Annotated in this window: 12 protein-coding genes and 1 tRNA gene; 9 read left to right on the top strand and 4 right to left on the bottom strand. The window is 71.3% G+C overall.

Annotated features, from left to right (window positions below; all coding sequences use genetic code 11):
• Window position 1: 1 nt before the first annotated feature.
• Window positions 2–1,009 (bottom strand): SMI1/KNR4 family protein, encoded by a 1,008-nt coding sequence (locus CP973_RS05060; RefSeq protein WP_150237922.1) that lies wholly within the window; start codon window positions 1,007–1,009, stop codon window positions 2–4.
• A 330-nt stretch (window positions 1,010–1,339) separates the two neighbouring features.
• Here CP973_RS05060 and CP973_RS05055 point away from each other — a divergent pair, with 330 nt between their 5' ends.
• Window positions 1,340–1,852, top strand: a complete 513-nt coding sequence (locus CP973_RS05055) for a YwqJ-related putative deaminase (protein ID WP_150237920.1) — start codon at window positions 1,340–1,342, stop codon at window positions 1,850–1,852.
• Window positions 1,853–1,860: 8 nt separating this feature from the next.
• A complete protein-coding gene (locus CP973_RS05050; protein ID WP_150237918.1) occupies window positions 1,861–2,463 on the top strand; it encodes an SUKH-3 domain-containing protein in 603 nt (200 codons plus the stop codon).
• A gap of 42 nt (window positions 2,464–2,505) precedes the next feature.
• Here the strand turns inward: CP973_RS05050 and CP973_RS05045 are convergent, their stop codons facing one another.
• On the bottom strand, window positions 2,506–4,011 hold the full coding sequence (locus tag CP973_RS05045; protein WP_244409283.1) for a sensor histidine kinase: 1,506 nt from the start codon (window positions 4,009–4,011) through the stop codon (window positions 2,506–2,508).
• Window positions 4,012–4,167: 156 nt separating this feature from the next.
• Between CP973_RS05045 and CP973_RS05040 the strand changes: the two genes are divergently transcribed.
• The 7 genes from CP973_RS05040 (at window position 4,168) to CP973_RS05010 (ending at window position 9,885) form a co-directional block, all read left to right on the top strand.
• Window positions 4,168–5,046, top strand: coding sequence for a hypothetical protein (locus CP973_RS05040; protein ID WP_150237916.1), 879 nt, complete (start codon window positions 4,168–4,170; stop codon window positions 5,044–5,046).
• An 8-nt stretch (window positions 5,047–5,054) separates the two neighbouring features.
• Window positions 5,055–5,129 (top strand) — tRNA-Gln (locus CP973_RS05035).
• 105 nt (window positions 5,130–5,234) lie between these two features.
• The gene (gene glmU / locus CP973_RS05030) at window positions 5,235–6,692 is read left to right on the top strand and encodes a bifunctional UDP-N-acetylglucosamine diphosphorylase/glucosamine-1-phosphate N-acetyltransferase GlmU (RefSeq protein WP_150237914.1); all 1,458 of its coding nucleotides are present in this window, start codon (window positions 5,235–5,237) and stop codon (window positions 6,690–6,692) included.
• Between the two features lie 70 nt (window positions 6,693–6,762).
• Window positions 6,763–7,737: a ribose-phosphate diphosphokinase gene (locus tag CP973_RS05025; protein WP_030374403.1), complete on the top strand. Its 975-nt coding sequence runs from the start codon at window positions 6,763–6,765 to the stop codon at window positions 7,735–7,737.
• Between the two features lie 221 nt (window positions 7,738–7,958).
• Complete coding sequence (locus CP973_RS05020) at window positions 7,959–8,543, top strand: 50S ribosomal protein L25/general stress protein Ctc (RefSeq protein WP_150237911.1); 585 nt, start codon at window positions 7,959–7,961, stop codon at window positions 8,541–8,543.
• 123 nt (window positions 8,544–8,666) lie between these two features.
• A complete protein-coding gene (gene pth / locus CP973_RS05015; protein WP_167538265.1) occupies window positions 8,667–9,260 on the top strand; it encodes an aminoacyl-tRNA hydrolase in 594 nt (197 codons plus the stop codon).
• Window positions 9,261–9,336: 76 nt separating this feature from the next.
• The gene (locus CP973_RS05010; protein ID WP_150237907.1) at window positions 9,337–9,885 is read left to right on the top strand and encodes a hypothetical protein; all 549 of its coding nucleotides are present in this window, start codon (window positions 9,337–9,339) and stop codon (window positions 9,883–9,885) included.
• Window positions 9,886–9,908: 23 nt separating this feature from the next.
• Here the strand turns inward: CP973_RS05010 and CP973_RS05005 are convergent, their stop codons facing one another.
• Window positions 9,909–10,508, bottom strand: coding sequence for a hypothetical protein (locus CP973_RS05005; RefSeq protein WP_150237905.1), 600 nt, complete (start codon window positions 10,506–10,508; stop codon window positions 9,909–9,911).
• Between the two features lie 57 nt (window positions 10,509–10,565).
• Window positions 10,566–13,337 (bottom strand): phosphoenolpyruvate carboxylase, encoded by a 2,772-nt coding sequence (ppc, locus tag CP973_RS05000; RefSeq protein ID WP_208853132.1) that lies wholly within the window; start codon window positions 13,335–13,337, stop codon window positions 10,566–10,568.
• Window positions 13,338–13,474: the final 137 nt, after the last annotated feature.

The following is a 13,474-nucleotide window of genomic DNA, read 5'->3' as shown; positions in this document are numbered from 1 at the left end:
CTCACCCCTCCACCGGAACGGCACGCGCGAAGCCGCCGTCCACCATCAGGTTCGCCACCGTCTCCAGCTCCGGCGGACTGCCCGCCAACTGCTGGAGGAAGTCGTCGAAATCCGCGCCGCACGGCAGCAGCAGCCGCTCCGACCGCTCCTGCACCGGCCGGCCGTCCCGGTCCCGGGCGTCGTCGTACGCGCAGAACCACACCGACCCCGGCGCGTCCCCCCGCACCTTCACCGCGATCACCCCGCCCTGCACGAACCCCACCCCCAGGTAGTCCTTGGTGAAGTGATCGCGCAGACACTTGTTGACGTACACCAGATCGTTCATCGCGGCCTCGTCGCGCACCGTGAAGAACGGCTGGTCCACCAGCAGCCCCAGATCCGCGTGCAGCCCCACACCCACCGGCGCGCAGCCGCCCGCCGCCTTCAGGAACGCCCGGTACGCACCCGGCAGCCGGTACCCGAGCGACTCCTCGGCCTGCTGCACCTGCTCCTCCGGCACCGACAGCTCCCGGTGCGGCAGCCCGAAATGCACCGGCCGGGTGTCCTGCAACGGCCGCGTACCGCGCCTGCCGTGATCCACCGACGCCGTCGCCAGCCCGCCGTGATGCCGCAGCAGCGCCTTCACGTCGACCGGCACCAGCTCCATCCGCCGCGTACCCGCCACGTGGTGCCACGTCCAGCCGTGCGGCGTCGCCACCGACGGCACGTCCTCCCACAGCTCGTGCCCCTCGGCGTGCAGCGCCACGTTCGCCGACACATAGTCCGTCAGCCGCAGCTCGTCCACGCCGAAGCCCTCCGGCGGCTCCGCGATCTCCGCCGCCGCCCGCGCGTACGACGAGAAGTCCGGGAACCCGCGCCCGTCCACCGGCACCCCCCGCGGATACCGGGCGGCCCGCACCGGATCCGGGAAGTGCACGACCTGCCCGGCATAGGCCGAGTTCGGTGGCGCGGCGTGGCCCGCGGCCTGAGGGCCGGGAGGTGCCCCCAGCCCGTGCCGACCTGACGTCATGGCGGTGCTCCCTGGCTGATTCTGGCTACTGGGCACAGCCTATGCCGTGCCGCAACAGGCTCTCCCGCACACATCGGCCGGCCACCCGCCGCCCCGGCCCCAACCCCCGCGGCAGATCGCCCACTTCACCGCACGCCCCCACCGCGCACCCGTCCGCCGCCCCCCGCCGGACCGGTGCCCGTACCGCGACCGGACCCGGACACAACCGTGACATCACCGACAGCCCACCCGACTTCCCCAAGACCCGGGGCATTTGGCAGGCTGATCTCCCCCTACCCTTGCGGGGGACCTCCGGCGTCCCGGGGATTCGGGGAGGGAAAAGCACTGACCATGCGCACCACGGCACACCAGAAGACCGCCGCCACGGGAGACCCCCGCGTCGGCTGGAGCGGCACCGCGGACGACGACCGTCCGCCTGCCCTCCGCCACCGCCGCGACGGCATCCTCCCCACCGTCGGCGCCGCCCTGTCCGTACGCGGACGCACCCTCACCTGCACCGCGAGCAAGGCCGAACAGCCGCCCACGCTCCACCACCTCGTGCAGGACTTCCTCGACACGCTCGCCACCGCCCAGCGCGAACGCTTCACCGGGCGCTGCCCCGAAGCCGTCCTGCTGAGCCGCCACCTGACCGCCGTCGAGGCCAACCGCGGCAAACGCGCCTCCCGCAAGCCCCTCACCAACGGCGAGGCCCGCCGCTCCCTGAAACACTCCAAGATCACCGCCCGGCACATCCGCGAGGACGGCGACCCCCTGCACGGAAGCTACGCTCCCCCCTGTCGCTCCTGCGACGCCCTCCTCGCCTTCTTCGGCGTCATGCCCATCGGCACGCACGCAGGGAGCTGACCAGCACCATGCCCCCCACCGCACCGTCCGCCGACTCCGCGGCCCCCGTCGCCCCGGTCTACGACCGCTCCCGCAGCGCGGCCACCCGCTTCCCCGTCGCCGTCGACGCGGCCCTCCAGGACGCCGGCTGGCGCCCCGGCCGCTGGGACATGCAACAGGCCGAACTCTGGGCCGACGCCCTGCGCACCCACACCTCCCCCGCCGGCCACCGGCACACCGTCTTCCCCGCCGCCGTCGAGGCGTGGGCCGAGTTCGGCGGCCTGGACATCAACCCCACCGGGCCCGGCCGCCACATCGCCCCCACCCCCTTCACCCTCGACCCGCTGTACGGCCTCCACCTCGCCCGCACCCTCGGCGACCTCGGCCGCGCCCTGGAGACCGACGTCGCCCCGCTCGGCCAGGAAGCCGGCGGCCAGGCCGTCCTCGCCATCGACACCGAAGGCCGCGTCTACAGCCTCGACCACACCGGCGACTGGTACCTCGGCCCGGACATCGACCAGGCCCTGAACACCCTCGTCCTCGGCGTACGGCCGGTACGGCTGAGTGCAGCGGGGGCGGGCTCCGGGTCGGGGCCGGGCTCGGAGTCGCGGACGGGGGCAGCGGGACACTGAGGCGGGCGGGGCCGCGGAAGCCGTACGGGCCGGGGGCCGGCCTCAGCCCCCCTGCCGCCCCGGCAGCACCGCCGACACCCGGAAGCCGCCCGCCTCCGTCGGCCCCGACACGAACACCCCGCCCAGCCCGGTCACCCGCTCCCGCATGCCGACCAGGCCGTTGCCGCCGCTCGGCAGCCCGACATCCACCGCGCCGCCCGCCGACGGGCCGTTCTCCACCTGCACGGCGACCTCACCCTCGCGGTGTGCCAGCCGCACCCGGGCCCGGGCACCCGGCGCGTGCTTGTGCACGTTCGTCAGCGCCTCCTGCACCACCCGGTACACCGTCTGCTCCACCCCCGGCGGATAACCGCTCTCCGCGGCCGCGCCGTCCACCGACAGCTCCACCGCCATCCCGGCCGCCCGCGACTGCCCCACCAGATCACCCAGCTCCGCCAGCGACGGCCCCTCGCCGCCCTCCGGCTCCGCCGTCGCCACCGCGGCACCGCCCCGCACCCGGTCACCGCCACCGGCCTGCGCCGACCGCGACGACACCCCGGACCGCGCTCCGGCGCCTCGCGCGGCACCGGACTCCGCCGGTCCCGCCGCCCCCGCGTCCGTACCCGTGGCTTCTTCCTCGGCCTCCGCCGCCGTCGTCGCCGTCGCCTTGGACGCCACCGCCACCAGACGCTCCGGCTCGCCCGACGCCGACGCCGACGACCGGCCCGACGCCCCTTCCCCGCTCCGCAGCACGCCCAGCATCTCCCGCAGCTCGGTCAGCGCCTGCCGCCCCATGTCCCCCACCAGGGCCGCGTTCCGCGACGCCTTCTCCGGGTCCTTCAGCGCCACCGCCTGCAACGCCGCCGCGTGCACCACCATCAGGCTCACCCGGTGCGCCACCACGTCGTGCATCTCCCGCGCGATCCGGGTCCGCTCCTCGTTACGGGCCCACTCCGCCCGCTCCTCGGCCCGGTCGGCCAGCAGCGACAGCTCCCGCTCCAGCCCGTCCGCCCGCTCCCGCAGGCTCTCCACCAGACGGCGCCGGGCCCCCACGTACAGGCCCCACAGCACCGGCGGAGCCGTCACGATCAGCCCCACCGCGACCGCCATCACCAGCATGAACCACGTCGGCGGCCGGAACCCGGGCTCGTTGAGCAGGTCCTGCCGGAGCGAGAAGAAGCTGCTGACCAGCGTCCCGATCACCGACATCCCGGCCAGCAGCCCGATCACCCGGCGCGGCACGTCCGAGACCGCCAGCGAATACAGGCCCACGATGCTCAGCAGCGCGCCCATCTGCGTCGGCGTCACCGCGATCGAGACCAGCACCACGGCCACCGGCCAGCGGCGGCGCAGCACCAGCACCGGGCCCACGACCAGCCCGAGGAGCAGCCCCGTCCACAACGGCAGCCCGGAGTCCCCGGCGAAGTCCATCCCCTCGAACACGGTCTCCAGCGTCGAGACGACGGCCAGCGACACGTCCAGGACAGCGCTCCGCCGCCGTGGCCACCACCACGGCCCGGCGGGCGCGTCCCTCGCACCCGTTGCTTCGATTGCCCCCGTTGCGGTCATACCGACCAGCCTACGGGCGCCCGCACGCGTTTTTCCGTCGAGCGCTCTGCACGCGAGTGCACCGTTACGGACGGGTACCGACTCGTATTCCCTCGAACTGTTGAATCGCCCACATTTTCGACACCTCTGTACACCGCCCGGCCCGAAGCTGAGCGCATGCACCACCACACACGAGCGGACTTCGAGTCCCTGCGCGACCAGGCCGTCACCCTCCGCCGCGCGGGCCTGAGCCGCCGCCAGATCCGCGACCGCCTCCACATCCACAACAACGACATCCTCAACCGCCTCCTGGAAGGCGAACCCCCTCCCGACTGGACCCGCCGCCCGAACGCGAAGGACGACCTCCGGGCGAAGGCGCGGGAGCTGCGGGGACGGGGGATGACGTACGACGAGATCCAGGTCGAGCTGGGCTGCTCGAAGAGCTCGATCTCCCTGTGGGTCCGCGACCTGCCCAAGCCGCCACCTCGGCGGACGCTCGCGGAGCAGGCGAAACTCGCGAACCGCAAACGCTGGGAGCACGAACTGGAGGTGCGCGACAGGGCGCGGCAACAGACGAAGTCCTCGGCGATGGCAGAGATCGGCACGCTTTCCGACCGTGAACTGATGTTGGTGGGTGTCGGGCTCTACTGGTCCGAGGGGTCGAAGAGCAAGCCGTACCGCATGTCGGAGACCGTCACCTTCATCAACAGCGACCCGACCATGATCCAGGTCTATCTGGCCTGGCTGAACCTGCTGGCCATCGGGCCCGACCAGCTGCGGTTCCGCGTGATGATCCACGAATCCGCCGACGTGGCCGCGTCCGAGCGCTACTGGGCGGATCTGGTCGGCGTCGACGTCGCCACCTTCGGCAAGACGACACTGAAGAAGCACAACCCGAAAACCGTCCGCAAGAACGTCGGCGAGGAATATCACGGCTGCCTGGTCGTCCGTGTCCTCCAAGGAGCTGAGTTGTACCGCCGTATCGAGGGCTGGTGGCAGGGCATCACGGCCGCCGCCCGGGGCCCCAAGACCGGCGGCCTCTCAGGTATGGTCTGAAGCAGTGATCCGCCGTGGGGTAGCGGCATCCCGCAGGCCTTTGGAGCCTTGAGACGCTGGTTCGAATCCAGCCGGCGGAGCCACTGTTCGGGTCCTGACCGCCAGGTCGGGACCCGCCCGCGTTTCGCCCGCAAACCGCACCGGTATCCTTCGGGTGTCCACCACCCGAAGAAGCCGAAGGGCATCCCGTGAGCGCCAACCGCCCGGCCGCCGTCGTCGTTCTCGCAGCGGGTGAGGGCACCCGCATGAAGTCGTCGACCCCCAAGGTTCTGCACGCGATCTGCGGTCGCTCCCTCGTGGGGCATGTCGTCGCCGCCTCCCGAGAGCTGGACCCCGAGCACCTCGTCGTGGTCGTCGGTCACGCCCGTGAGCAGGTCGGCGGGCATCTCGCCGAGATCGACCCGGATGTGCGCACCGCGGTCCAGCACGAGCAGAACGGCACCGGCCACGCCGTCCGCATGGGCCTGGAGGAGCTGGGCAACAGCGGTGTCACCCTCGACGGCACCGTGATCGTCGTGTGCGGCGACACCCCGCTGCTGACCGGGGAGACCCTCAAGAAGCTCGGTGACACCCACGCCGCGGACGGCAACGCCGTCACGGTGCTGTCGGCCGAGGTCCCGGACTCGACGGGGTACGGCCGGATCGTGCGCGACGAGAACACCGGCGCGGTCACCGAGATCGTGGAGCACAAGGACGCGACGGACGCGCAGCGCGCGATCCGGGAGATCAACTCCGGGGTGTTCGCGTTCGACGCGCAGCTGCTGACCGACGCGCTGGGGAAGGTGCGTACGGACAACAGCCAGGGTGAGGAGTACCTCACCGATGTGCTGGGGATCCTGCGGGAGGCCGGGCACCGGGTGGGTGCCGCGGTGGCGGACGACCACCGGGAGATCCTGGGGATCAACAACCGGGTGCAGCTCGCGGAGGCGCGCCGGCTGCTCAACGAGCGGCTGCTGCACCGCGCGATGCTGGACGGCGTGACGGTCGTGGACCCGGCGACGACCTGGGTGGACGTGTCGGTGACGTTCGAGGCGGACGCCACGGTGCACCCGGGTACGCAGCTGCTGGGCACCACGCACGTCGCGGCGCACGCGGAGGTGGGTCCGCAGTCGCGGCTGAAGGACACGTCGGTCGGTGAGGGCGCGTCGGTGTCCTTCACGGTCGCGGACGGCGCGAAGGTCGGTCCGGGCGCGAGTGTGGGTCCGTACGCGTATCTGCGTCCGGGTACGGATCTGGGCCCGAAGTCGAAGGCCGGTACGTACGTGGAGATGAAGAACGCGACGATCGGTGAGGGCACGAAGGTGCCGCATCTGTCGTATGTGGGTGACGCGACGATCGGTGAGTTCACCAACATCGGTGCGGCCAGCGTGTTCGTGAACTACGACGGCGAGGCGAAGCACCACACGACGGTCGGGTCGCACTGCAAGACCGGCTCGGACAACATGTTTGTGGCTCCTGTCACGGTCGGGGACGGCGCGTACACCGCTGCCGGCTCGGTCATCACCAAGGATGTGCCCCCGGGTTCGCTGGCGGTCGCGCGCGGCCAGCAGCGGAATATCGAGGGCTGGGTCGCCCGTAAGCGTCCCGGAAGCGCCGCCGCGCAGGCTGCGTCTGCTGCTGGCCAGGAGTCCGACGGCGAGCAGTGATCGTGCTCGGGTGCGCCGTGCGGGGCGTACCGTGATAAGTGCACGCAAACAGGATTCGAGGAGATTTGCTGTGACCGGGATCAAGACGACCGGCGAGAAGAAGCTGATGCTCTTCTCCGGCCGCGCCCACCCCGAGCTGGCTGAGGAGGTCGCCCACCAGCTGGGTGTCGGGCTGGTCCCGACCAAGGCGTTCGACTTCGCCAACGGAGAGATCTACGTCCGTTACCAGGAGTCGGCGCGTGGTGCGGACTGCTTCTTGATGCAGAGCCACACGGCTCCCATCAACAAGTGGATCATGGAACAGTTGATCATGATCGATGCGCTGAAGCGGGCCTCGGCCCGCAGCATCACCGTGGTCATCCCGTCGTACGGCTACGCCCGTCAGGACAAGAAGCACCGCGGCCGCGAGCCGATCTCGGCCCGGCTGATCGCGGACCTGCTGAAGTGCGCGGGCGCGGACCGTATCGTCACGGTCGACCTGCACACGGACCAGATCCAGGGCTTCTTCGACGGCCCGGTGGACCACCTGTTCGCGCTGCCGGTCCTGGCGGACTACGTGGGCGCGAAGGTGGACCGCGAGAAGCTGACGGTGGTCTCGCCGGACGCGGGCCGGGTGCGGGTCGCGGACCGCTGGTGCGACCGGCTGGACGCGCCGCTGGCGATCGTCCACAAGCGCCGGGACAAGGACGTGGCGAACCAGGTCACCGTCCACGAGGTCGTCGGTGACGTGAAGGACCGGGTCTGCGTCCTGGTGGACGACATGATCGACACCGGTGGCACGATCTGCGCGGCGGCGGAGGCGCTGTTCGCGAACGGCGCGGCGGACGTCATCGTGACGGCCACCCACGGCATCCTGTCCGGTCCGGCGGCGGACCGGCTGAAGAACTCGAAGGTCAGCGAGTTCGTCTTCACCAACACCCTGCCCACCCCGTCCGAGCTGGAGCTGGACAAGATCACGGTGCTGTCGATGGCGCCGACGATCGCCCGGGCGATCCGTGAGGTGTTCGAGGACGGCTCGGTGACCAGCCTCTTCGAGGAGCAGTGAGCCGGATTCCGTAGGCCCGGAGGGGTCGCGGAGATCGACTTTGGGGGCGGCCTCCCCGCCGGGTAGACTCGTGGAGTTGCTCGGCGAGGGAGGCCGCACTTTTCTGTGGTGCGGCGGTCCGTTATCGACGCGCTCTTCGTAGCAGGTCTGTCGTGGGCCGGGTGACGCCCCACAGATCCGTCCGGTCGTCCGTCGACCGTGCCGACTACGAGGAGTGCCACATGGCCGAGGTCAAGCTCGAAGCCAAGATCCGTACCGACTTCGGTAAGGGTGCCGCCCGCCGTTCCCGCCGCGAGAACATGGTTCCCGGCGTGATCTACGGTCACGGTGACGCCCCGAAGCACGTCGCCATCTACAACCACGCGCTGATGATGGCCCTGAAGACCCCGAACGCGCTGATCCGTCTGGAGATGGACGGCGAGAGCATGCTGGTCATCCCCAAGGCCGTGCAGCGTGAGGCCATCCGTGGCTTCCTGGTCCACGTGGACTTCCTGGCCGTGCGCAAGGGCGAGAAGGTCACCGTCGAGGTGCCGATCCACACCGAGGGCGACCTGGCGCCGGGTGCGAACCTGCTGGAGCACCTGCTGAACACCCTGCCGCTGGAGGCCGAGGCCACCCACATCCCGGAGTCGGTGACCGTCTCCATCGCGGGTCTGGACGCCGGTGACTCGGTGCACGCCAAGGACGTCAAGCTGCCGTCGGGTTCGGCGCTGGCGATCGACGAGGAGACCGTGCTGCTGCAGGTCGTCGCGGCGCAGGCCGAGGCGCCGGCGGAGGCCGAGGGCGACGAGGCCGCCGAGGCCTGATCGACTCGGTAGCACGCGTCGACACGGGTTACTGTCAACCGCCGCTCCGCACCGTGTGTGCGGGGCGGCGGTTGAGCCGTTTCACGGGGCCGGCCGGTTCGGTTGCTGCAAGGAGACATGAGGATGACGACGGACGCTGAGGGTCCCTGGCTGATCGCGGGGCTGGGCAACCCGGGCCCGGAGTACGCGGCCAACCGCCACAACGTGGGGTTCATGGTGGCGGATCTGCTGGCGGAGCGGATGCGCGGGCGGTTCAAGGCGCACAAGGCGCGGGCGCAGGTCGTGGAGGGCCGGATCGGTCCGCCGGGGCCGGGCAGCCGCCGGGTGGTGATCGCCAAGCCGATGACGTACATGAATCTGTCGGGCGGTCCGGTGACGGCGCTGCGGGACTTCTACAAGGTGCCGGTCGGCAACATCGTGGCGGTGCACGACGAGCTGGACATCGATTACGGGGCGCTGCGGCTGAAGCTGGGCGGTGGTGACAACGGGCACAACGGTCTGAAGTCGATCACGAAGTCGCTGGGTGCGGAGTATCACCGGGTGCGGTTCGGCATCGGGCGTCCGCCGGGCCGTATGCAGGTGGCGGATTTCGTCCTGAAGGATTTCTCCGGCGCGGAGCGCAAGGAGCTGGACTATTTCGTGGACCGGGCGGCGGACGCGGTGGAGGCGCTGATCGTGGACGGTCTGGAGCGGGCGCAGAGCACGTACAACTCCTGACGGCGGGGTGGTGCGGTGCGTGCTGTACGCCGTCCGAGCTTGACCGCGCACAGTCACATACTCAAGGATCGCCGCCATGCCCAAGAGCAGTCCGAGTACGAAGACGCGCGGCCGTGGCGGCCGTACGGTCAAGAAGCGCAGTCGCTCCCGTCGGCTGGCGGAGAGCGCCTACGGGCTGCTGCTGGTCGCCCGTACCGGGCTGATGGCGGCGCTGGCGTTGCTGCTGTTGGTGGCGGGCGTGTGGACGTCGTGGAACACGGCGCAGTACGCGATGTTCGTGAAGGGGCGCGAGCGCGGCACGATGACGGTGGCGGACTGCCGTGACGACCGGTGTTCGGGCCCGTACACCGCGACGGGGGGCGACGGCCGGCGCCGGGCTCGGGTGTCGTTGGCGGCCGCGGCCGCGCCCGGTGAGGGCGGGCAGGTCGAGGTGGTCCTCAAGCCCGGCACGGACCGCGCCGTCCGGACCGGTCCGGGCGGCATCCTGCACGCGTGGGTGCCGTTCGCGGGTTCGCTGCTGCTGGCGGCGCTGGTGGTGGCGGGCGGGATGAAGTTGCGGCGTACGGCGTGGGTGATGGGGGCGCTGGGGGCGGTGTTGCTGGGGGCCACGTTCGTGGCGTTGTAGACGTGCACGCCCTTGGACGGGTCTCAGCGCCGCTGCCGCAGTTCCCACATGCCGAGTTCCTGGTCGTGGGCGCGCAGCCGGGTGACGGCTTCGGTGAGGGTGCGCTGCTCGGTGAGCTCGTAGAACAGGAACAGCGGGGCGAAGACGCTGGCGTAGCCGAACGGGGCGCCGCTCGGTGCGATGTACGTGCTCGCTCCGGCGTCGAGGAAGGCGTCGGCCAGGCGGGGGTCGCCGGTGTCGCAGCCGGTGCTGATGACGACGCTGCCCGGCAGGCGGAGGTGTGCCCGGACTTCTTCGGGGCCGGCGGAGCCGTTGAACGGCTGGTGGGCGGCGATTTCCGGGGCGAGTTCGTCCAGCAGGACGCGGCCTTCGTCGCCGTGGCAGCACAGGATGACGTACGGCGCGACGGTGCGGCTGCCGTCGAGGGCGGCCACGAAGTGGCGGGGCTGTCCGATGGGCAGGTAGGTCACCTGCACGCCGAAGCACTCCAGTGCGTCCCGCAGCGGCCGCCCGTCCCCGCCCTCCAGGTCCAGCACGTCCACGGAGGTCCAGGACAGCCGTCCCGCCTGGACTTCCCGTATGCGTGACGGCCGCTGTACGGCCGGCCAGGCTTCTTCGTCCACGCCCGCCCCTCATGGATACGGGCCGGCCGGGGCGCGTGCCCCGGCCGGCCCCTGGGTTCACCCCGTGTTGCGCAGCCCCGCCGCCACGCCGTTGACGGTGAGCAGCAGCGCCCGCGCCAGCACCGGGTCCGCCTCTTCGCCCCGCTCCGCCGCGGCGCGCTGCCGGTGGAGCAGCGAGACCTGGAGGTAGGAGATCGGGTCCAGGTAGGCGTCGCGGATGCGGAACGTCTGCTTCAGCACCGGGTTGGAGTCGAGGAGTTCGTCCTCCCCCGTGATGCGCAGGACTTCCTGGACGGTCAGTTCGTGTTCGGCCCTGATCGTGTCGAAGACGTGCTTGAGCTCGTCCGGTACGAGGGTGTCGACGTAGTGCCGGGCGATCCGCAGGTCGGTCTTGGCCAGCGTCATCTCGACGTTGGACAGGAAGTTGCGGAAGAAGTGCCAGTGCTCGTGCATCTCGTCGAGGACGACGTCGAGTCCGGCCTCGCGGGCGGCCTTCAGGCCGGTGCCGACGCCGTACCAGCCGGGGACGATCTGGCGGGACTGGGTCCAGCCGAAGACCCACGGGATGGCGCGCAGGCCGTCGAGGCCGGCGCCGGAGTCGGGGCGGCGGGAGGGCCGGGAGCCGAGGTGGAGGTCGGCGAGCTGGTCGACCGGGGTGGACGCGAAGAAGTACGCGGGCAGGTCCGGGTCCTCGACCAGCTTGCGGTAGGCGCCGTGGGCGGCGTCGGAGACGGTCTCCATGGCGGCGTCCCAGCGGGCGAGCGCCTCGTCGGACTGGCGGGGCGCGGTGTGCAGCGCGGACGCCTGGAGGGTGGCGGCGACGGTCAGTTCCAGGTTCTCCCGGGCGAGGGAGGGGACCAGGTACTTGTCGGAGATGACCTCGCCCTGTTCGGTGACCTTGATCTCGCCTTCGAGGGTGCCGTAGGGCTGGGCGAGGATCGCGTCGTGGGAGGGGCCGCCGCCGCGGCCGACGGTGCCGCCGCGGCCGTGGAAGAGGCGCAGGCGTACGCCGTGCCGGTGGGCGACGTCGCGCAGCAGGCGCTGGGCGCGGTGGATCTCCCACTGGCTGGTGGTGATGCCGCCGAACTTGGAGGAGTCGGAGTAGCCGAGCATGACCTCCTGGACGTCGCCGCGCAGGGCGACCAGGCGCCGGTAGGAGGGGTCGGCGAGCATTTCGTCCAGCAGCTGGTCGGCGATCTTCAGCTCGTCGGTGGTCTCCAGCAGCGGCACGATGCCGATCTCGGCCCAGCCGGCGTGCAGGTCGATCAGGCCGGCCTCGCGGGCCAGGACGGTGGCGGCGAAGACGTCGTCGGAGCCCTGGCACATGGAGATGATGTAGGACTCGACGACCTCGGGGCCGAAAGTGTCCTTGGCCTTGCGGATGGTCTCGAAGACGCCGAGGGTCTTGGCGCCGGCCTCGTCCAGGGGGGCGGGGCTGGGGGCCAGGGGGCGGCGCGAGCGCAGTTCCTTGGCCAGGAGCTTGCGGCGGTAGTCGCGCGGCATGTCGGTGTAGCGCCAGGACTCCTCGCCGAGCCGGTCGAAGAGCTGGCCGAGGGCGTGGTGGTGGGCGTCGGCGTGTTCGCGGACGTCCATGGTGGCGAGCTGGAGGCCGAAGGCGGAGATGGTGCGGATGGTCCGCTCCAGGCGGCCGTCGGCGACGAGGCCGCCGCGGTGTTCGCGCAGCGAGGTCTGGATGAGGGTGAGGTCCTCGATGAGGCCGACGGTGCCGAGGTAGTCGCGGCCGGGGACGTGCGGGGTGTCGTTGGCCAGGCGCTCGCGGGTGTTGATGAGCTTCTGGCGGATGCAGGTGGCCTTGAGGCGGTAGGGCTCCTCGGCGTTCAGCCGCTTGTAGCGGGGGCTGATCTCGGGGAGCGCGTCGAGGTCCTGCCGGAGGGAGGCGAGGAGTTCCTCGGTGGCGCCGCAGTTGCGGATGGAGTTGGACAGGGCGCCGCGCAGCTCGTCGATGTGTTCGAGGGCGTCGGTGATGCCGTGTTCGTGCTGGAGGATCAGCACGTCCCAGGTGACCTGGGGGGTGACGTTGGGGTTGCCGTCGCGGTCGCCGCCGATCCAGGTGCCGAAGGTCAGCGGGCGGGTGCCGGGGGGCAGCTCGGTGCCGGCGCGTTCCAGTTCGGCGGCGAGGTCCTCCAGGACGTCGCCGACGGCGCCGCGGCCGAGTTCGTCGAGGTAGTAGATGGCGTTGCGGGCCTCGTCGGTGGGCTCCGGGCGGGCGACGCGCAGTTCGTCGGTCTGCCAGATGAGGTCGATGTTCTCGGCGAGGCGGAGGTCGACGCGGCGGCGCTCGGTGGCGTCCGTGCGGTCGAGGAGTTCGGCGACCTTGCGGAGCTTGGTGAGGACGGAGCGGCGCGCGGCCTCGGTGGGGTGGGCGGTGAAGACGGGGCGGACGCCGAGGTTGGCGGCGGTGGCGCGCAGGTGCTCGGGGTCGGCTTCCTTGAGCATGTCGGCGGTGCGGGCGAGGATGCCGCCTTCGGCGGCGCGCTTGGCGCGCAGTTCGCGGCCGCGGTGGACCTGCTCGGTGACGTTGGCGAGGTGGAAGTAGGTGGAGAAGGCGCGGACCAGCTTGGCGGCGGTGGCCAGGTCGGTCTCGCCGAGGAGCCGGGCGGCGGCCTCGCCGTCGGAGCGGGTCAGGGCGCGCACCTGTTCGACGAGGTCCAGCAGCTCCTGGCCTTCCTGGCGGACGAGGGTCTCGCCGAGGAGGTCGCCGAGGCGGCGGATGTCGGCGCGCAGGGGGCCGTTGTCGCGGGCGTCGGCGGCGGCCGGGGTGCCGGTGCGCTCGTCGTTCGCGGCGGGGGTGATGTCGGCACTGCTCACAGGTGCGGCTCCTTGCAGTGATCTTCGTGATCTGAGCACGTCCGGGCTTGCAGGGGGTACTCCCTGCCGGTGGGGGCGGGGAGGGTCGCGGACCGCGCTGTCCGACGTTCCCCAGGATAGGTCTCCGCGCGGTCGGC

Source organism: Streptomyces albofaciens JCM 4342 (genome assembly GCF_008634025.1).
In the GTDB taxonomy this organism is placed as follows: domain Bacteria; phylum Actinomycetota; class Actinomycetes; order Streptomycetales; family Streptomycetaceae; genus Streptomyces; species Streptomyces albofaciens.
Note: the sequence above shows the minus strand (reverse complement) of the source record. Positions and strands in the feature narration are given on the sequence as shown.